14 protein-coding genes are annotated in these 20650 nt (G+C 38.9%); 12 read left to right on the top strand and 2 right to left on the bottom strand.

Annotated features, from left to right (window positions below; all coding sequences use genetic code 11):
* Window positions 1-3: 3 nt before the first annotated feature.
* The 6 genes from M1L62_RS00065 to M1L62_RS00040 all read left to right on the top strand — a co-directional run bounded on the left by M1L62_RS00065 (window position 4) and on the right by M1L62_RS00040 (window position 3650).
* Window positions 4-339, top strand: coding sequence for a hypothetical protein (locus M1L62_RS00065; RefSeq protein WP_254410953.1), 336 nt, complete (start codon window positions 4-6; stop codon window positions 337-339).
* Window positions 332-661 carry a hypothetical protein gene (locus tag M1L62_RS00060; protein WP_254410952.1) on the top strand — a complete coding sequence of 110 codons (330 nt, stop codon included), beginning with the start codon at window positions 332-334 and terminating at the stop codon, window positions 659-661. Before M1L62_RS00065 ends, M1L62_RS00060 begins: the two co-directional genes overlap by 8 nt.
* Window positions 658-1356, top strand: coding sequence for a P-loop NTPase family protein (locus M1L62_RS00055; RefSeq protein ID WP_254410951.1), 699 nt, complete (start codon window positions 658-660; stop codon window positions 1354-1356). The genes M1L62_RS00060 and M1L62_RS00055 overlap by 4 nt, the downstream gene beginning before the upstream one ends.
* Window positions 1349-1885: a hypothetical protein gene (locus tag M1L62_RS00050; protein WP_254410950.1), complete on the top strand. Its 537-nt coding sequence runs from the start codon at window positions 1349-1351 to the stop codon at window positions 1883-1885. Before M1L62_RS00055 ends, M1L62_RS00050 begins: the two co-directional genes overlap by 8 nt.
* Before the next feature lie 257 nt (window positions 1886-2142).
* Window positions 2143-2805: a plasmid mobilization protein gene (locus tag M1L62_RS00045; protein WP_254410949.1), complete on the top strand. Its 663-nt coding sequence runs from the start codon at window positions 2143-2145 to the stop codon at window positions 2803-2805.
* Window positions 2802-3650 carry a relaxase/mobilization nuclease domain-containing protein gene (locus M1L62_RS00040; RefSeq protein WP_254410948.1) on the top strand — a complete coding sequence of 283 codons (849 nt, stop codon included), beginning with the start codon at window positions 2802-2804 and terminating at the stop codon, window positions 3648-3650. Before M1L62_RS00045 ends, M1L62_RS00040 begins: the two co-directional genes overlap by 4 nt.
* A 283-nt stretch (window positions 3651-3933) precedes the next feature.
* On the opposite strand, the gene M1L62_RS00035 is transcribed toward M1L62_RS00040, so the two are convergent.
* Both M1L62_RS00035 and M1L62_RS00030 read right to left on the bottom strand, forming a co-directional pair.
* A complete protein-coding gene (locus M1L62_RS00035) occupies window positions 3934-5025 on the bottom strand; it encodes a hypothetical protein (protein ID WP_254410947.1) in 1092 nt (363 codons plus the stop codon).
* Between the two features lie 17 nt (window positions 5026-5042).
* Window positions 5043-5852, bottom strand: coding sequence for an RNA polymerase sigma factor (locus M1L62_RS00030; protein ID WP_254410946.1), 810 nt, complete (start codon window positions 5850-5852; stop codon window positions 5043-5045).
* Window positions 5853-5966: 114 nt separating this feature from the next.
* On the opposite strand from M1L62_RS00030, the gene M1L62_RS00025 reads away from it, so the two are divergent.
* The 6 genes from M1L62_RS00025 (at window position 5967) to M1L62_RS00005 (ending at window position 19362) form a co-directional block, all read left to right on the top strand.
* Window positions 5967-6203 (top strand): helix-turn-helix domain-containing protein, encoded by a 237-nt coding sequence (locus M1L62_RS00025; RefSeq protein WP_254410945.1) that lies wholly within the window; start codon window positions 5967-5969, stop codon window positions 6201-6203.
* A gap of 276 nt (window positions 6204-6479) precedes the next feature.
* Complete coding sequence (locus tag M1L62_RS29650) at window positions 6480-6914, top strand: DUF4391 domain-containing protein (protein WP_374760281.1); 435 nt, start codon at window positions 6480-6482, stop codon at window positions 6912-6914.
* Window positions 6915-7059: 145 nt separating this feature from the next.
* Window positions 7060-10434: a TM0106 family RecB-like putative nuclease gene (locus M1L62_RS00020; protein WP_254410944.1), complete on the top strand. Its 3375-nt coding sequence runs from the start codon at window positions 7060-7062 to the stop codon at window positions 10432-10434.
* A 42-nt stretch (window positions 10435-10476) separates the two neighbouring features.
* Window positions 10477-11286 (top strand): phospholipase D-like domain-containing protein, encoded by an 810-nt coding sequence (locus M1L62_RS00015; RefSeq protein ID WP_254410943.1) that lies wholly within the window; start codon window positions 10477-10479, stop codon window positions 11284-11286.
* Between the two features lie 153 nt (window positions 11287-11439).
* The gene (locus M1L62_RS00010; protein WP_254410942.1) at window positions 11440-17055 is read left to right on the top strand and encodes a sacsin N-terminal ATP-binding-like domain-containing protein; all 5616 of its coding nucleotides are present in this window, start codon (window positions 11440-11442) and stop codon (window positions 17053-17055) included.
* 3 nt (window positions 17056-17058) lie between these two features.
* Window positions 17059-19362 carry a PIN domain-containing protein gene (locus tag M1L62_RS00005; protein ID WP_254410941.1) on the top strand — a complete coding sequence of 768 codons (2304 nt, stop codon included), beginning with the start codon at window positions 17059-17061 and terminating at the stop codon, window positions 19360-19362.
* Window positions 19363-20650: the final 1288 nt, after the last annotated feature.

Genomic DNA, 20650 nt, shown 5'->3' with positions numbered 1-20650 from the left:
CCGTTGAAAGCGTCTGATACAAACATGACCAATCCGGCGGGAGCCGGATTGGTAGCAGGGGCATGGGATGATCCCAGGCTCCGCGCGGTGCACATCTGTCTGTATGCGGCTATCGCCTTTCACTGTGAGAAGGCGGGCCAAAACCGGATACAGATCAGCCGCCGCAGACTGATGCGCTATGCAAGGATTAAATCCGTTGCCACGTATCACAGCTGCATCCGGGACCTTGCCCGGTTTGGTCACATTGATTATCACCCTTCTTTTCATCCGCTGCGTGCGAGCCGTATAGGGCTTAGCGGTCAGCATGAAAGAGCTTTAAACAGTCAAGACAATGGATAAAGCACTTTTGATAGCCATGTATGAGATGAAAGATCCGAAGCGAAGAAGAAAACTCTACGAGTTTTTCCGCGAGCTCTTCGCTCAGAACCTTTCGGCGGCGCTTACCGTCGAGCTCATCAACAAAGAGCTCGGCGCACCGCTGACCGTGCTGTACGATGTGAAGTACATCCGCTCGCACGCAGCACAATGGAATGACGCGGGAAAGTCCGGAAAAGCAGCTCCGGTCATCATTCCAAAACCGCTGGAACCACAAGTGTTACCGGTGGAAGAGGATCTGGTAAGAAGACAATCATTTAAAAGCGACAAATTTGGTAAATCATGAAAAAGTTTAATTTTATTGCCCAGTCCAAAGGTGGCGTGGGTAAGTCCCTTTTGATGTATATGTTTGCGCTCAAATACGGGCATAAAAAAGACATCCTTTTTGTTGACCTGGATTCTTCGACCGAATCCAGTAAAAAACAGCTTTTCTTCATTGACCGTGACAACTTTGATATGGTCAGTCTGAACGATGACAGGGATGTTCTGGTGCGGGATTTGTTGGTGGGTTACCTTGAAGAGGTTTCCGAGAGCCGGTACGAAGCAGTTTATTTTGACCTTGGCTCGCCTGAAAGCGCGCAGCTTCCGTTTCTGATCCGGGATGATATCCCGATGAAGGAATTTGCTGACGACTCCGGTTTTGAAATGATTTTCCACGTGGTCATTGGCGGCGGACCGGCTTACCAGTCTTCGGTCAATTATCTACAGCAGATCAGGGCTGCGGTAGGAGATGATTTTAAGATCATCGTCTGGAAGAGTATTACTTCATTTCGCGGCTTTGGTGTACTTGCTCAGGAGCTTGAAGAGCGCTGCGCAAAGGCAGGTCTTCCATTGAGACAATTCGGAGATTTCGTACCCACGACGGCTCAGGGAGGACAGATTCTGGACGGTGCAAGACTGGGATGGGGACTGGATAATTATAGCCGGGGTACACGGTTCAGTTTAAAAAGACAACTTCAAATAGACATCAAAGATGAATGATGATAAGAGAGCACGGATGTCTGCCATGATCAGCTACATCCAGGCGGAGTATCTGATGAAATACGGGATGGAAATGGATGAATGGTCCGCCATTAATTTTGCCGAAATCAGGGAGCATTTTACTGCCATGAGAAAAGAGCTGAATGTCAACCTTCTTGAAAGCAAAAAGTTGCAGCAGACCTTTAAGGGTTCGATCAGTTCGGTAAACTTCGCTTCGGACAAACAATCGTTTCTTCACGGACTGGGCGTCAGTATTCCTTATGCGGTTTGCGTGTTGGTCCTTGGCTTTTTATGCTACTATTACCTGAGCACCTTTAAGATGTATCAGGGTATAAGCAGATACGTCAAGGATTTGAAAAACATCGAATCGTATCAGGACCTTGTGCGCGAAGGAAATATCAGAACCCAAAACGGAGTCGAGTTTTTGATCCTGAAACCAGCAAAGCCCGCAGGTAACACCTTTGGCCGGGTCTACGAGTTCGATGGGAAAAGAAAAGAGGTCCACGTTCCGCTTCGAAGGCTAAAATGATCCTTTTAGATCCAATCAAGGCAATTGAAGTCATTTTGGATCAGAAAAAGGAAATTAAAAGTCAGAAGAATCATTTATGATCAATTTAAGTCACTGTTTAATCATTTTTAAACCGTTCGGGTCCTTACGATGGCTTTCTCCATAGCCAGCTATCGCCGTTGCGTCGCGAAAATGCGGCCAACGGCGAGAACTGGCCAGGGGAAACCCCTGGACCCCGGCTATTCGCCTTTGGGCTCATAGCTTAATGCTGAAGACTTATGGAAAAAAAGCAAAAAGGCAGACCGCCGAAAGGGGAGCGGATTGCTAAAAAAGAACACTTCTCGGTGTGGGTGAGTAGGGATCAGAAAGAGCTGATCAATGAAATGATCCAAAGGAGCGGGCTTTCGGCGAGTCAGTACTTCCTTACGCAAGTACTGGATACGCCCATCAAAAGACCGCAGCTCAAAGTGCTGCCCAAGCAGACCGCGGAGCTTTACAAAGTGCTGAGGATGCTCAGCGGCCAGTTTGCCCTCGCGGTGCTTCGGGCGAGCCAGGCCGATATGCTTTCCAGGCAGTGGCAAGAGAGCAGCCAGAATATTTCGCTGATCTCAAAGCTGATCATGCAGTGGGTGTACGAGGACTTTGAAGTCCGATCGTTTCGGCAGACGCTGACGGATATCAACGAGTGGACGCGTCAGCTTTATGGTTATTTGGAAAAGGTGCTGCACAACGCAGAGAGCAAAACCAGTCTCCTTGAAACGGCGGCCAGGCTACACCATAAAAGCCAGGAACTTCTTGAAAAGTATGAGGCGCATTATCTCAGGGAAGAAACGCCAGAGAATCTAGCCGTCTGGCAATCTGAAAAGCCGGATGCGACAAGGCCGGTTCATGATGTGATCAAGGAAGCGCTGGAGCAATTATTAAAACAACGAAAGTTATGATTGGGAAGGTAGGACTGGGCAGGTATGCCAAAGGGATTTTGGCCTACTGCTATTACGATAAGCAACTGAGCATAAAACAGATTAAGCAGCTCGGGGCAGATGACGTGCGAGGGGAGCTGGTGTACATTCAGAACCTGGCGCTTCAAAGGTTGCCGGATGGAAGGTTTGATATCGACAACCTCTCAAAGCAGTTTCTGGACAACATGGAGAAAAACAGAAGGCTGACCAAATTCATCTGGCACCAGTCGTTCAGCTTTCCGCCGGGGGAGAATCCTGGCAATGAGAAGATCACCGAAATTGCTTTGCAGTTTGCCAAGGATTTCGGATTTGAGGATAATCAGATGGCTCTATTTTTGCATACGGATAAAGCGCATCATCACTTTCATATTGTTGCCAACCGGATCAACTATAACGGTAAAAACACGGCTGACCATTTTAATAATTATGCAAGGGTTGGCAAGTTTTGCCGGAAAATGGAATTGGAACTGGGGCTTCGGATCACGCCGGAAATGCATCTGACCGCTGAGAATAAACAGCAACCCCGTCATACGCAGGATCAGGCGCTTTTGACATTGAAGCAGACGATTGACGGTATGTTACCAAATGTTTCCACCATGCAGGAGCTTGGCACTGAACTACAAAAGCAAGGCGTGAAAACGCTTGTCAAACGTGGCATCACGTTTATCAACACCCAAAACGGAATGAAAGTGAAGGGTTCGGATATCGGAAGGCAGTATTCGCTTGCAAATCTGGAAAAACGGCTTGGCGTAATCCAGAGCCTGGCAAAAAGTAAGTCGGCAGAACTAAGTTTGACAAAGCAGCGAAAGAAAGGATTGAGTATCTGAGCCTACGTTGTCATTTAAACGATAAATAATTTTTCACTGCCTTGCCGGTAACCCGGTAGGGCAGTGAATTAATACTGTGAAAATTGCAAAACTGATCTCAGTTGTATATACCCAGTTAGGTATTTAATTAAAGCTATATTGACTTTAATCCTGCGGCTGTACAAGCAGCCTCAAAGTTTCTTTTGCTTAAAAATAAGCCGAACCCAGTTGTATACACCTTGGAGGTATTTAACGAAACTGTCACAGTTTCATCCTACGGCTTTACAAGTAGCCTCTAAATTTTTTATTCCACGATTACAGTAATGCCAGCACCGGCAGCCTTGCGCTCGATCTTCTGTTTTAAGCCACCGTAACCCCAGTTACGCAGAATAAAGGGATCTTCTGTCGCCTGCTCTTCTTTTTCCTGCTGATCCACCAATAGCAGTGTTGCCGCCTGATTTTTCAGGCAGAGGTCAATCAACCGCTTGCTATATACGTGCTGCTTTTGGTTTACGTACCGTTTCTCTGCATTCCTTAGATTTTCAATCGTGTTTTGTTTCAATCTCCTTTTGGTTTGGTTGTTCATAAAGGACATGGCATTCTGCTTTCTTTGGATGGCAGCCTGGATGGAAAGTCTTTTATAAAGAAATTCATCTTTATTTCCGATGGTATACCGGGTTTTACCAATAGTCAGCATAATTGGGTAATCAAGTGAAAGCGAAGCCTCCGCGATGATATTTTTATTAAGCACGTGAAGCTGATTCTCCGATTCAAAAACAGCCATCATAAAGATCTTTCCTTTTTCAATGACGAGCGAGCTGGTGCAAAGCTTGATTTCTTTTTTGACAAGCCGATGCAGTAACTTGCTCTTGTCCGAGAAATCTTTTCCCAGGTACGTTTTAAACGGAATATCAAAGAGTTTAAAATGAAAGATATTGCTTTCATTACTAGCTGTCAGCGATTTTACATCGGTTCCTTTAAATGGTATGGGTATTTCCTTTTTAAAATTAGGCAGTGTTTTTTCACCCGTGATATAAGAAACCAGATTTGTATTGAAAGTGCTAACCAACGTACTGTTCAGTGAGCTCATAATGTGCATCGGGATACTGCCCTTAAAGTTTTTGGATAGTATCTGATAGGTGGTATTCATTCGGGAAGTTGTGAGAATGCCTTCATCATCCACCTTTAAATTGGCAAGTTTGACTTTGACTTCATCGGTCAGGTAGATGATCTCTTTGATCTGCTGCTGCACATAATGGTGTGTGAAAATCAGGTTTGAGGCCCTAAAGCAGATGTTGCGCCAGTCGTAAAGCATTTTGAAAACCTGAGACTTATATTCAGGATCTTCGCTGTCAATTTTTAGCTGAATTTTGCGGGTGAAGAATGTTTTGTCCATTTTCCTGACCGGTTTGATTAGAATCTCTTGATTTTTTGTTGGCTGTTCTGCTCTTGCAAAAGCTGATGCGCCTGAATATATTGCTGCTGGGCTTGGACTTGATTAATTCCCAATTTCAAAGCGATGTCAGCAAATGACAGCTTCTGGATTTTGCGAAGGTGATAAATAGAGGTTTGCTGAGGGTTAAGTGTGCCCGTGTCCAGATTCAATTTTTTGACTGAAAGGTTCTTTCGCTCCCGTTTGCTTTGCGCATGCACCATATTTTTGATTTGCTCCACACTCTTTTTGATTTGATTGGAAACATGGGTGGTGCTGGTTCCTAATCGATCGGCGATTTGTTTATGGGTTAATCCCCGCCTGAAATAAAGCGAAGCTATTTGTTGTGCATCGGTGGACAGATATTTCAGTGCTTCGGCTATTCTTTCAAAATTTTGGATGTCATTCTCATAAGATTCTTTATCTGTTAGCACATCTTCAAAGTCTCCAATTGTCGCCTCAAAATGGTCTATTAGTACGGTTTTACCGTATATGGTATGACGCGACTTTTCAATATGTCGGAGAATTTGCCAGCGTAGGTTCATACGGATGAATCTGTATATATGCGGTAAGGTCTCCATTCTTTCACGATGATCCCATGCTTTGAGGTAACATTCGTGGAGGATGCAAGTAATTAGGAATTCGTCTTTGATTAGGGTTTTGCCGAAATACAAAAGACTATGAAAGGATTTTCTGTAGAGAAAATCCATCGCACGCTGATCGCCTCGATGAAACAGCGCGAGGTAGCGGTCATTTTTTTCACTGTCTGTTGATAGATCATGTAGTCCCATGGTGCATGCTTTATGACTTACAGTTACAAATATAGTCAATTTTGGATAATTGTGAGTTATAACCCACTTTATTTTTTGTCATTTCCATCCAACTTTCGAAAAACAAATTAGAAAGTGAAAGACAGGTATAATAAAGAAATTAAGCTGTTTGGAGAAAGATTAAAGGAAATTCGGCTGTATCGCGAAATGATTCAGCTTGATTTGGGAGAGGCTATTGGTATGGAGCGTAGTGAAATTAGTAAAATGGAACATGGGAAAAAAAACGTAGAGTTTAATACTTTGGTTAGACTTTCTGAGGCTTTAAATGTAAACCTTTACGATTTTTTTAGTCCGACTTTTGAAAAAAAATAAACTGATAACAAAGAGGTGGACTTATAGGTAGTTGAACAACAGTAATTTAGCTTACATCTTGAAACATTGAAATCTATAATCTTAGAACTTGCCAACAGCAGTGAACCTTAGATCTTAATTCCAACATATTAAAGTCACATCTGAACGGAATATGAATGCTAAACCCTCCCCGTTGTCTCTATTTATTTGCTGTTATTAGATAATCAAATAATTTGCAGGAATTTTAAGTATAACCATGAATGGAAAGAAGTCAATAGTTATTTGCGATACTAATATTTGGTATGGGATTGGCGAAGGTACAAACTTAGTTCTGAAACCATAAATCTGAATGGTGCAGACATTCGTGAGATACAGATTTTTTTGCTTGAACTGAGAAGTGATCAGAGATTTGAAGAGCTTTTGGAAATAATAAACCGGGCGGTTCCGTATCCAATCATCTTCTGTATAGTACTGGATGATAAAGTTATGTTTTCCGCGTGCCAAAAGCACCCCCACCCAACTAATAGTGACATAGCGATAGTTGATTGGGTATTCAAGAGTGAATGGCTGAATCTGGAAAATCACTCTTTTGAATTGCATTTGAGGAAGAATTTAGATTTTGTGTATTTTGATTTCTGTCGGCAATTGTCTGGTAGATCCGAAAAAATAACGAGTCTGGCAGAGCTAACAAATTATGAACAAAAAATAAAAAAAACTGAGCTCGTTTATTAATAAACTTGAAAGTGAAGTTGCAAAATGCAAGCAATTTAATAAGAGAGTAGAACTCAATATTGAACTTCAAAAGAAAGATGCTGAATATAGAGAATTAGACAAGGAATACAACTAGAATTTTCAACCCCCTCTTAAAGAATACTTTATGAGAAAAACCGAGCACGGAATTATTATTTCGGCAGGTGACCTGTCTAATCATAGTACATGTTGTCATTTGACATCTTTGGATCTTGCTGCTGCGCAAGGGTTTATTGAACAACCAACTTATCGAGATCCATCACTTGCGATCTTACAAGAACGCGGCTTAGTATTTGAACTGGAATATCTCAGCCACTTAAGGGAACAGGGTTACAGTACCTTTGAACCAGGAGTTGACGAGACTAATGCCATTGAGCGAACTATTTCTGCAATGAAGTCTGGAGTGGATGTTGTCTACCAGGCGAGTCTAAAAAGTGGGATTTGGTTAGGCCGTGCGGATTTTCTAAAAAAGGTGGACAAACCGAGTAGGCTGGGCAGCTGGTCATATGAAGTTATTGATTCCAAACTTGCCAACGAGACTCGGGCCGGGACAATTTTGCAAATTTGTCTATACTCTGAATTGATTTCTGAAATTCAGGGGATTATGCCAGATCAGATGTATGTGATGACTCCGGAAGACGGATTTAGCATGCATACTTTTAGGCTTGACGATTTTCTTGCCTACTACCGCCTAATTAAAAATAGATTACTGAGTGCTATCGAGCCAACGGACATCGAACTTTATCCAGTTCCTGTTGCTCAATGTGACATCTGTAGGTGGTGGCAAAAATGCGATCAACGCAGAAGGGATGATGATCATCTTTCTTTTGTAGCAGGTTTGTCAGGTTCTCAGACTATTGAAATTAATAAATGGGGAGCAGATACACTTGAAAAACTTGCCGGTGTTGCATTGCCGCTAGCGCAAGTGCCTGCACGTGGTGCAATTGAAACATATGTGCGAGTGCGGGAGCAAGCCAGGGTCCAGCTACAAGCTCGGGAAACACAGTTGCCCGTGTATGAACTTTTGCCCTATAACAATTTGACTGGTGTTGGCAGGCTTCCGGAACCGTCAGTTGGAGACATCTTTTTTGACTTTGAAGGCGATCCATTTGTGGGTAGAACCGGATTGGAATATTTATTTGGATGGGTGTTTGCAGATGAAGATCGCTACCACAAGATTTGGGCATTGAACGCATCAGAAGAAAAGGATGCTTTCGAAACTTTTGTTGACCTGGTCATGGAACGGTGGGAAGCTTATCCCGATCTCCATATTTATCATTATACAGCATATGAGCCCAGCGCTTTGAAGAGGCTGATGGGCAAATATGCAACGCGTGAGGCTGAGATTGACAAAATGCTTAGAGGGAATATTTTTATTGATATTTACAGCATTACGAAACAAGCCATAAGAGCTGGAATTGAACGGTATTCCTTGAAAGAATTAGAGGTTTTTTATGAGTTTAAAAGAAAGATGGAGCTCAGAGATGCATCTCATCATTTGAGAGCCTTCGAAAGGCTAATTGAAACAAACCATCGTGATAGAATTCCGGAGGATACAATTCGGGCAATTGAAAGTTATAATCATGAGGACTGTGTATCAACTAAAAGTCTGCGGAATTGGTTAGAGACTATTCGAGAAGACTTATTGGGCGAGGGTTGTGAAATTTCGAGACCAACAATCGATACAGGTGAAACAAGTGAAGCCTTAACTGAGCATCAGCAGCGAGTTCAAGAGCTCTACGATAGACTGGATCAAGACGTTTCCATCAATTTTGAAGAAAGAAGTGAAGAGGAGCACGCAAGGTGGCTGTTGGCAAACATGCTTGACTGGTACCGGCGTGAGAAGAAAGCAATTTGGTGGGAATATTTTAGAATTTTGGCTTTACCTTCAGAAGAGTTGATTGAAGAGAAATCAGCTCTTTCAGGATTAGCTTTCACCGGTTCAAGAGAATTAGATAAAAAAAGTGTTATTGATGTCTATCAATATCCTGTGCAAGATTGTGATATTAGGAAAGGAGACATCTTAAAAAATAATGACGGCTCGAACGCAGGAACCGTTGAGGCAATCGATCTCGATGCTTGCCTAATCCATATAAGAAAAGGACCAAGTATTAGGGATAATCACCCAATATCCGTGTTTAAGCACGTGCAAATAGACGATACGGTTAAGGAACAAGCGATTTTTCGACTGGCTAATTGGGTAGCAGATAATGGGATTGATTCCGATGGGTTTTTTCGGTCAGGACGAGATCTGTTGTTGAAAAATCCCCCGCGTACAAGCCATAACTACGAACTGTCCGATGATGCACAGGCATCGGCCGTGGATATAGTGTTAGCACTAAATCAGGGAGTTCTGCCTATTCAAGGTCCGCCTGGGGCAGGGAAGAGTCATACCGCAGCAAATATGATAATTGCATTAGTGGCAGCTGGGAAAAAAGTAGGTGTTACAGCACTTAGTCATAAAGTTATAAGTGGTTTATTGGATAAGGTGATCAGAGCCGCTAATGAACAAAACGTTGAATTAACTTGTGTTCAAAAAGTTAAAGCCAGATCTCAGCATCCGAATCCAAGATTATTGGAGGTTACAACGAACGAAAGAGTATTAGAGGCGCTTGTGACTGGGCAAGCCAACATTGCCGCAGGAACTTCCTGGCTGTGGGCACGAGAAGATTTTGAAAGTGTTGTTGATGTGCTTTTCGTTGATGAGGCAGGGCAGTTATCCTTAATTGACACTTTGGCCGTATCGCTTTCAGCTAAGAATATCGTGCTTTTAGGAGATCCGCAACAATTACAGCAACCACAACAAGGAAGTCATCCAGAAGGAACGGAAGTTTCGGCACTTGAACATATCCTAAATGGCCAGAAAACGATACCATCAGATAGGGGAATATTTTTAGATACAACCTGGCGCTTGCATCCAGAAATCTGTGCCTTTACGTCCGAGCTTTTTTATGAAAGTAGACTAGGCTCCAAGTCGCATTTGATACAACAGTTACTTGACGGGAATACAAAATATACCGGTGCTGGATTGTGGTATGAGCCAGTGGTACATGAGGGTAATCAGAGTATATCCTTGGAAGAAGTTCATCGTGTACATGAAATTGTCTCGGAGCTAATTAAAGGAGATGTGTTTTGGACTGACGGAGGAAATGTAAGGAGAGCGCTGACATTGTCTGATATTATGGTAATCGCTCCCTATAATGCCCAGGTAGTTGGTTTGGAGTCTGCCTTGCCCGCAGGTACTCACATTGGAACTGTTGATAAATTTCAGGGACAGGAAGCTCCGGTGGTAATTTTCTCAATGAGCACATCAACGCCGGAAGATGCACCGCGAGGAATGGAGTTTCTGTATAGTTTGAATCGGCTCAACGTAGCCGTTTCACGTGCGAGGTCCGCCTGTATTTTAGTAGCAAGCCCCAGGTTATTCGAGCTTGAGTGCAAAAGCCCAGGTCAGATGAGGCTGGCTAATGCGTTTTGCAGGTACATTGAGATGGCTAGATGAATTTCAAATTTACAGTGGTGTTTATTTAATATATAAGATCATATGGCAAAGGCATTTTTTGGAAATATTAGGGATGAAATTAGATCCAACATTTATCAATCAAAAGATTCAATTCAAATTGCGGTAGCTTGGTTTACTAGTAAAGAGCTCTTAGGATTTTTAACAGATAAAGTCAAAGATGGTTGCAAAGTAGAAATCATTATAAGTGATCATATGGAAAATGATAGACTTTCCTATACCAGATTTATCAATGGTGGGGGAAAAGTGTTTGTTCTTCAAAAAGGAAGTGGGAAATTCTTGCATGATAAGTTTGCCATTTTCGACAATAAAAATCTTATGGCTGGATCTTACAACTGGACTATCTCCGCGGAATCATACAATCATGAATTTGTAATACATAGTGATGAAAATTTATTGCTAATGCAATTTCAGGCCAGATTCAACAAATTAAAGAGAATTGTATCTGAATTCGATAGTTCATTGCTATCCAATCGCGATATAGTACAGGAGGATTCGAAAGAAGGAGAATTATTGAATCTTGAAGCTGAGTTGAACTCAATTTTTGAACGTACCATTACAGAAGCAATCAAGGAAGGTCCATTAATCAACGAAAGACTAATAAGGGATTATATATTTAATTATGGAGCGGTTGGAGGAGCCAATAGACTTATGCAATCGGGAACAGACCATATCCAATCTGGTTTTAAAAAACTACTAGCAATTAACAAACCACAACTAACTTTCGAGTACATCATTCTTCAAGATAGATTTCAAATACTTTTTGATGAAGAAACTCTGAAAAATGCTAGAGAAAGACTTCATTTATTTAGGTCTGAAACCTTTAGAATATAGTGGATAATTAAGTACGTTAAAGCTTTGAAAATCAGCGGTTGTGTACCAGATACTTAAAGGGTGTATACTTGATTGATGAGGAGTTAATGGGTGAGATATTAAGAAGAGCTAACAGTACCATAAAGTTGCTTAGGATTTCTATCAATATTTTATATGAGAGACTATACAAAACAGCTAAAAATTAATTGGAAGAGTGACGATTTAATATTGATAGCAACCTTAAATAAAAGTGAGGATAAATCTCACGGGTACTTCAATAGTTTTGTCCATCCTATAAGTAAAGAAAAATTAATTTATCCCACTTTTGAAGATGTAAATGTCGAAGTTAGGCGAATTTCATTCTCTTGGGGTAATGTTCAAACATTAAATGACGGCGATTCTTATTTGGTAGAACTGGAGTTCACGAATCAGCCAAAGGGTAGAAATAATCCGTATTCTTTGAAAATAAAAGCTGTAAATCCGTTAAGCCAAGAAATAGATCCCCAAATAAATTCAATTGAATCTATTTACTATGGATGTTATCGAAGTGTAAATGATAGATATGCAGAATTTGTATTTGTGATGAATGCTGATTCTGGTGAAATTTTATTGCGGAACAAGGAGCCATTGAATGTTTTTGTTGACCCCAAAATATCCTTGTCCGAAAATAACTACTATTCTTTTTCCATAAAAGAAAATATTGGGAAACTACCCAGTGCTGTATCGCACTCAATTAAAAAATTGGAAGTAAATCCGTACAAAGATTTTATTCGATTACGTTTTGAGAGACTAAGTAATCCTGAGGCCAACAAAATGATTGCTAATTTAATGCGTGAAATCGGTAAAGGAATGTATTCCTCCAAGCAGCGAATGATTTTTGAATTGTTACAAAACGCAGATGACGCACCGGGTAGGGAGAAAGTAGAGTTTCATATTGATATCAAGGGTGACTACTTCTTTATTATGCATGATGGTGCTCTTTTTAATCAAAATGACGTAGAGGCCATAACTAGTGCGGCAGAAAGCACTAAACGTGGAGATAACAAGAAAACGGGATATAAGGGTATTGGTTTCAAATCAGTTTTTACTGATAGTACAGAAGTGTGGGTTAAGTCTGGAGGCTATCAATTTGCGTTCCTTCGCAACAGCAGTATTTTTGAGGATTTTGATAATTTTTATTTTGCTGGTGAAAGGTATAGAAAATATCCAGAACTGTTAGAAGAAGATAAATTAAAGTTCAAAAACCAAAAGACGCGTTTTAACGGTTCAACGGACATACCATGGCAGGTTATACCTATATGGCAAAGTCATTTGCCAGAAGACTTCAATGATAGCAACTTCAATAATTTTAACAATCCGGTTCAATTCGCTCTAAAACTTGGAGAATCAAATATTGATGAATATAAAGTAGCAATAGATAACATCGCCAAGCGTCCGCAGTTCCTACTGTTCCTTCGAAACATATCAAAATTTAGATCTCCTAAAAATGGAGTTACTGTTTTTCGAAATGATATCGACGATGTCGCTGAAATTACTAAGTCTAGAAAAGGTGAAAAAAATGAAGTTTATTATTATACAAAGCGAATTTTCGATAACATAGAAGTTTCGGACAGTTCATTTTCTCAATCCAATATTGGATTGAGAAAGCAACACAAAATTAATGACTACAATGAGGTAACCTATTATTTCACGGATTTAGAAGGTAGAGAAATTGAGACAATTCCTCCCAAATTGGCCTCTGTCGACGAAACGGAAATTTCGTTTGGCATATCACTGGAAGAAAATGAAATTATACCAGAACGAGACTACACAAATGGAGTTGCAAAATATTCAAGTCTGTTCACCTACCTCCCAATGGAGGATACAAGATTCCAACTGCCATTTTTGATAAACGCCGATTTTGTTCCTTCCTCAGACCGTCAAAAGATACAGGGTGATAATCTATGGAACAAGTTTATCATGTTAAAGGTAGCAGACAATCATGTAGCTACTATATCATACTACGCGTCGGAGTTTGTCAGGGATAATAGATCTTTTAACTCGTACTTATCACTATTACTAAGGAATCTACTTCCTGAGGACGATACTGCCCAGGTAATAATAGACAGTTATAATGAGAGATACTTAGAACGATTAGAATTAGAATGTACGGTTGTTAATGACAGGAACGAGATACAATTAATTTCAGAAACAATTATTGATATATCAGGCCTGGTAAAATTATTTGGTCACGAAGTTTTTTATGAAATTGTCCAAACCCAAAAGTATCTTCCACATCTCAATCTTGATACAAGATATCTTCGAGATTATGAATATTTAAATTTGGAGATTATTGATTTGGAGAAACTAGCAGAGCATGTTACTCCAATAATATGCGAGCGCTTGGGAAGAATAATAGCCGAAAAATCTCTGTTTGAGAGACCCGAGCTACTCGGGTGGTTGGAAATGTTAGCAGGTTTTGTACCTGAATATTTTAGTAAAATTCCTTTTGTAGTTCACAATGGTGAACTATTGTCACTTGAAGTTTTGGTTAAGGAGGAGGAGGCTTGGATAATGACGGTAAATACAGCAACTTACGAAAGTCTATTTCAACATCTCGGCTATCACACCGTTAACCTTAACTTTGCCAATTACACTAATATCAATGGCGTATTACTTTCATTAAATGGATATGTTAATGATAAGACATTAACATATGAAAGAATAGCGGCTAATGGTAATTTGTCAAACATGGCTATTTCGACAAAGTTGATGCTGATTGACTTTTTTCAAAATGCACCATTTATGGATGGTATAGGCGTAAGTAGGTATTTTGGACAACTTACGTTATTTGTCGATAGCAAAGGAACTCCGAGACCCCTTCATCATTTAATCAGTTTTGAAGAAGTACTAAATAATACTGTTATAAGGGATTTTATAATCAGCAAGGTAGAATACAATGCCCTACCTGATTCGCTAAAAAAACAATTGATATCAAAACAGGATGTCTTTACGAAGTTCATTTTAAATAAATCTCTTTTTAGCGAATGGAATGTACAATTTAAAGAGGAAAGTATACAACAATATATTCAGTTTCTAAAAGAAGCGTTCTCTTGGAGAAATGAGGATGTTGATATTTCACAAAGTCAGTGGGCTTTAATACCATGGCTATATATTAATGATGAAACAAGATTTTTGGAATGTGATGGAGTCTTTTGGTCGCGGGCGTTTCAGTCTATTTCTTCAATAAATTATAATAATCTTGGTGGCATTCTGGGTCGAATGTATCCAGTACTGGATTGTAAAGAGATTATTAATTTATTTTCATTAAAAATGGATAGTCAGCCATTTGATAATTGGGAGAGCTTAAAAAACTTGGATATAACATCAGCCAACATTCTTTTGGACTGGATGGAGGCAGATGGCAGTTATAGTGACTTTTTCTTTAAGTATACCTTTATCTCTACCTCGGAGAACAAATGGTCAATTGTGCCAATAGGAAACAAGCAAGTTTTCGATAGTTCTGAAACATTTCTTAAATCATATATCAATAGTATTGAAGGTTTAATAGGATTATTTCAGGAGCTTGATCTTGAATTGTGTAGTGAAACTAGAAGTAAAATTGGCTTATTGAGAGATCACGCTTTGTTAAAATCGATTATTGAAACAAAGCTATATGATCAAAATTTTGCAAGTTACTTACCACGAAATGTGGATTGGAAGGTATTTAGGAATTTTATTGAAAATCTTCCGGAATTAAAGCTAGGTTTAGATTTTGAGTATTCGGCCTCTTCACCAGAACATATAATTGTTAACAACATTTTAAGAGTTGTGGAAGAGCCTGACTCCACTGATCCTGATGTACAGTTTGTCATTGATGACCTTCGCAAGAAAATAAAAATTGGCAATAGTTCATTGAGTGACTTTGATCTTAGTAACAACGTTTATATTGGGAAGGGTGAAGGAAAGAAAATTCTCAAACTTTCTGATATTTTGGAGGAATTTAAAGGAGAGTCAGATATCCTTGATAAATTAATTGTCTCATTTTTTGAAATTACAGATAAGACCAAGTTAAGAAAACAAATTTTTAAGACAAGATCACTACCGATAAATGAAATTTGTAGTAGAATCGAGTCTGAGTCAAGAGGGTATTACACCGAATACCAGGTAGTGTTTCAAATTTTACATCGTTCGATTAATTCTGGCTTCAAATGGTCTAAAATTCATTTTGATAATTATTTCCAAAATAAGAAGAATTTAATTTCTTTATTTTCTTCTTATAGAAGGTTTTTAGACATAATCCATGATATTGATCTCGTGGATTTAAAGGGATTTAGTTTTATTGATTTTGATCTTAGAAATTGTGTTCAGAAAGATTGGGCTATCTCATGCGAAATATTGCCTCATTGGCTGCAAGAATGGATTGAGTTAGACGCAGAAAAGAGGATTCATTTTATCTCTCAATTGGGTTATAATGAGTTCGAGAGCTCCATTGTTAAATTAAGACAAGAAGTTATTTCGGAAAATTATGATAGAGTTAAAGTGAATCATCACTATGATGAATCCAGAAAGAACCATCAACTTATTTGGAATACAAATATTTGGTTAACAAAATTTAGTTTAGAAATAATTACCCTTAACATAGATCTTATAAGATTAATTAATAACCAGGTTAGTTTTAACAAAGGAAGTATTACGTCTTTAACAATACCAATAATTGGTGGAATCAATGAGGACGGACGTAGAACTTATAAATTAATTAATGTAAAATTGGATCGACAACTGCTGATTTTGAAACTAGATCAGGATTTATCTTTTGAGATTTTTCAGGCTCTCTCTAAACGGGATCACCAAGTGTTAATCGTAGACGACACTTGCGGCAAGCAAATATCACATTTTAAGACAGAAACTATTAAAGTTACTTCCAGTATCGATACGGAACGGTTGGAAGGAAAATCTAAATTATGGAATGAGCCATTTTATGAGGAGTGGATCGAGCATAGAAGCTACCCGATATTTCTCTATGATGATGGAGAAATTCCTTTCAAGATGATGTATGATAATCTTGATATTAAGGCTTTTACCAAAGACTTAAAAATAACATATGGAGGGAAATATTATTTTTCTAATTTGCTTAGGTCAGATTTAATGAGGCATTTATCAAATGTTTTTCCTAAAAATGCATTGCAGTCTTTGGAAAAGTGGGAATTAGAAACGCGTAGGGATCCATCTATACTAGAAAAGCCTCAATTTACCTATAATGAAACATTCGACAGGATGATTCAAGATCGTTTCGGGATTTCATCAGAGAAGCAAAAGGATGAAAATGATAATGCTAAGGTTCACGTATTGTATTACCTGAGCGAGCAAGGATACAAGGTGAGTGAAGGTGAAAGTGGGCTGAAGTATTCAGCGCTATATGATATTATTGATTCAGACGGTAATATGATTACGTGTATTGTTCGTAGTGCAAGGGGAGGGTTGCTATATCTGGATAAGGAACATTGGGATATGTTGGAGGATCTATATACCTACTTAGCCGTAGTCTATCCTGGCAACTCTGTGAGATTATTCAAAGATAGAATTGATCTACTGAATGAAGATCTGTCGAAAAATGTATTGTTTCGCGTTTCTAATAATAAACAGGAGTCGAAAATAGACGATTTTTTCGAAACTCTGGAATCCGATGCACATATGATACTTGTAACAAGTGAGACGATGAGGGAAAGTCTCTTCTCCAAGTTGAAGAAGTCAAGTATTCGGATAGGAGAAAGTGATATTGCTGTTTCTGACGATGATTTTAAACTTTGACAAATGATAGGAAGGCAGGATCAAATCGATTTTTATACTGAGGAGCTAAGAGAATTAGAATTCTCAGTGAAGAAAACTTTTAATGCAAGAGGTATATCACTTTTCCAGGATGGGGAGGTATATGTAGGTCAATTTAAAGGTGTTGACGAAAAAAGAGGTAATGTTTTCGTAGATATCCCTGCTGGTGAGAAATATAGTTCTCCACGGCTAGATCAAAAAATGAATTGTTTTACTCTTAAAGCGGGTATGGAGCGACCATCTTCTTGGGGAGAGATGATTTATGCAGATCTGTTAAAGGATAGAAATAGTTCCGAGACTGTCATTGTGGACTATATACCATCCAAAAGAGAAGGATGGATAACGATGCTGTTAAGAGGGATGGAAAAAGAGTTTGTTGACAGTCTGCTGTACAATCAAATTCTAGCATTTGGCCCCACGCTTCCTCCGTTCGAATACCTAATAAATTTGAAACAATTTAGCGAGACTATAAACAGTGAAAACAGCGACATTTGGTGCAATATTTTGAATTTTGGATATACGGTTGATAGAAACAGAGCTCCTGAATTGTTAACAGAAGAGATTGATATTGTTCAAAGTATCATTGACGACTTAAAAATAAATGATGTATATGTACTCCAAGGTCCACCGGGTACAGGAAAAACATATCAAATTGCTGATTTAGTTTCTCGCCTTGTTTTAGACAATAAGTCTGTGATGATTACAGCTTTGACAAACAAAGCTGCTATGGAAGTTTGTGAAAAGCCCTTTTTTGAAAAGCTGTTCAAGGAACAACGTGTATCAAAATTGCCTCTCGTGCTAGATGAGAAGCAAAGATTTCCCCTATTAATGGATGCGAAAGATCTGATTGCGGCAAAAGGTATCTTGATACTTACTACCTACTATCAATTTTCTAAAATTTGGGAGACACAGACTCAGACGTTTGATTATGTTATTGTTGAAGAGGCGTCTCAGGCATATTTAACTACGATTGCAGCTGCTTGTAAAATTGGGAAGAAGGTGATTGTGGTGGGTGACCCCAAACAAATTGTCCCTATAGTGACTAATAAAAATTATGAGGTATTTCCAAATGTAAAGGATTTAATTAATGGAATGAATGTGGTTAGCCAAGTGTTAGGCTTTAAGTTCAAAAGAAAAATTGAAAGCCGGAGATTAACCCAACGGTCAACTGAATTTACCAATGTTTTTTACCAGGGTACAATAAGGTCAAAATCTTTATTTGAGGATATTGATTCGGATATTGAAAAACTTCCGACGTTGTCTAGGATTATGCACTCTAATGGCGGTCCTTCACTATTGCTGTTCCATAATCACTCTGGTAGCATAAATAAAGAAATGGAAAAATTTCTGATACAAGCCATTGATGAAATATCATTTCTTGAAAATTCCTCAGTGGCAGTTCTAACGCCGTATGTCGAAGTACTTAAATTTTTACAACAATCCTTAAAAAGCAAAACTAAGAGTAGAGATTATTTAATTGATACTGTCGATAGGGTACAAGGGTTAGATGTTGACTATTGCTTTTATGTAATACCGTCATCTAGTTCATTTTCATATAATGTTAATCGTTTTAATGTTGCTACAAGCAGAGCAAAAAAATCGACATTTATTCTGGTAGAACATGATTTTGGTAGGAAGGTGAAGCTCCATGGTGAGGTTGCTTTGTTTCTATCAAAACTTAGAGACAGCTTGGCTTTTAACTATCCACTAGATCATGCAGAATCTCATCTATCAGAAGAATTGAAACCGAGTGGTGCTGTAAACGTGGATTTAGTAAATCTTGCAATCGATTCGGAAGTTAATTCTTCTACACGAATTGGGCTTAAAGTGGTTGGTAAGATTGATGTATCTCAATTTGAAAGAAAGAGAAAAGAAATAGATTCGCAGAAGGAAAACATGTATGTAATTGACACAAATGTATTTGTTGATTATCCTGATATAATACAAAAAATTGATAAGAAATATTTCGTAATTCTTTCTGCCAAAGTTATTGATGAACTCGATTATTTGAAGGTTTCATTGTCGGAAGAACAAAAGAATAATGTTCGACGAGCTTTGAAAAATATAAATTTGAGTTTGGATAGAAAAAATGTAAAAATGGAGACGGCAGAATTATCTTTACTGCCAATTGATTTTAATAGAAAGTCACCTGACAACTTAATTCTGTCCGTAGCTCTCAAATACAAAGCCGAGAACCCGATTCTATTGACATCTGATAATGGCTTGCAGATAAAAGCCAAGGGTTTAGGTATGGCAACCATTAGCTTGAAGGATTTTTTGAAGAGATGAAATAGCAGTCTTACAGAGACTGAGAACTAAACTGTCACCTCTTAATTCTATTAAGGGGAAAAATAAGTAAATTGATTTTAAACTTATCGACACAATGAAGACAAACGAATCCTTCGATCGCTCCGGCGACCCGGTTCGAACGCTTCAAAGAAGAAGCGATGCAAGGTTTCTATGACGGCAAAAAATGGGTGGTACCGACGGGGTATTCGCTCCGATGTTAAAACATCTTCTGGAGTCCATGCTGGAAGGTGAGCTGAACAATCACCTCAAAGAAATATCCGTGCATCACCTGAGTTATACTTTCTGGAAGTGCGACCGGTTCATCGATAGTAGATGTTCTGGTCGTCCGGCAGGTCATGAAGATCGAATAACTGTTGGCTGATAAGTGTATTTTATCAAATTGGTCATTAAATGGACTCTCGGCTGAAAAATTTGAAAAAATCAGTAAAAAAGGGAAATGTCAGGCAAGCCTATTCATTAAATAGTTTAAATTCAGCTATTTACAAATTTTAAAAACGATCCTTTAGATACTCGAACCCGCGGAGACTCGAAAATTTATTTTCATAAAATATTGGTTATAAGATAGTTAATGCTTTATTTTGATATAACAATTGCCCAATTTTAAGCATCAAGTGAGCAATCCGGGAGCAGGTATATTTTGATCGTCATAAATTACTGAAAATAAGCTAGATAGAGATTGGGTTCGAATCCCTCTCTCTCTGCCAAATACAGTAACAAAAAGCATCAAAACCCTGTAAATTAATCATTTACAGGGTTTTTTGTTGTCATTTGTGTATCAAAATATGCATAAATATCCAAAATTCAGTCGCGTCATCCGTGGCTTCTTTGTTCAGGTAAAAATGACGCGATTAAATCAATGTAATTGATTGATATAAAACATGTTAATGTGATTTATGTCTTGATTTGCATGCATAGCGATTCGAACTTTGTTCACCTTAAACGCTTATGTTATGTTAGAAAAAAGCTTCGGGTTATTCTTTTTCCCAAAGAAGCCCAAAACAGAAAATGCAGATGTTCTGCGTTATGTTTACCTTAGATTGACCGTCGATGGGGTGTCGAAGGAAGTCTCAACAAAAAGACTTTGGAGTTCTGCAAAGTGGAGCGCGGCTGCAGGGAAAGCAACAGGGACTAGGGAAGACTCCAAAATACCAAATTCATTTTTAGACTCTTTTACTGCTCTTGTTTGGATATTTCGGAGAAGTTGGGCTCTTCGTCACTTTTGATGGTGGGCTTATCTGTTTTTAGCCAGTAACATTTTTGTAAGCAG

This window comes from Dyadobacter diqingensis (genome assembly GCF_024220585.1).
GTDB classification, from domain to species: Bacteria; Bacteroidota; Bacteroidia; order Cytophagales; family Spirosomataceae; genus Dyadobacter; species Dyadobacter diqingensis.
Note: the sequence above shows the minus strand (reverse complement) of the source record. Positions and strands in the feature narration are given on the sequence as shown.

Excerpts from the sequence above, each read along its gene's own strand:
- M1L62_RS00035 (WP_254410947.1), bottom strand. The coding sequence starts at position 5,025 with ATGGACAAAACATTCTTCACCCGCAAAATTCAGCTAAAAATTGACAGC.
- M1L62_RS00045 (WP_254410949.1), top strand. The coding sequence starts at position 2,143 with ATGGAAAAAAAGCAAAAAGGCAGACCGCCGAAAGGGGAGCGGATTGCT.
- M1L62_RS00015 (WP_254410943.1), top strand. The coding sequence starts at position 10,477 with ATGGCAAAGGCATTTTTTGGAAATATTAGGGATGAAATTAGATCCAAC.
- M1L62_RS00040 (WP_254410948.1), top strand. The coding sequence starts at position 2,802 with ATGATTGGGAAGGTAGGACTGGGCAGGTATGCCAAAGGGATTTTGGCC.
- M1L62_RS00030 (WP_254410946.1), bottom strand. The coding sequence starts at position 5,852 with ATGGGACTACATGATCTATCAACAGACAGTGAAAAAAATGACCGCTAC.
- M1L62_RS00050 (WP_254410950.1), top strand. The coding sequence starts at position 1,349 with ATGAATGATGATAAGAGAGCACGGATGTCTGCCATGATCAGCTACATC.
- M1L62_RS00005 (WP_254410941.1), top strand. The coding sequence starts at position 17,059 with ATGATAGGAAGGCAGGATCAAATCGATTTTTATACTGAGGAGCTAAGA.
- M1L62_RS00020 (WP_254410944.1), top strand. The coding sequence starts at position 7,060 with ATGAGAAAAACCGAGCACGGAATTATTATTTCGGCAGGTGACCTGTCT.
- M1L62_RS00010 (WP_254410942.1), top strand. The coding sequence starts at position 11,440 with ATGAGAGACTATACAAAACAGCTAAAAATTAATTGGAAGAGTGACGAT.
- M1L62_RS00055 (WP_254410951.1), top strand. The coding sequence starts at position 658 with ATGAAAAAGTTTAATTTTATTGCCCAGTCCAAAGGTGGCGTGGGTAAG.
- M1L62_RS00060 (WP_254410952.1), top strand. The coding sequence starts at position 332 with ATGGATAAAGCACTTTTGATAGCCATGTATGAGATGAAAGATCCGAAG.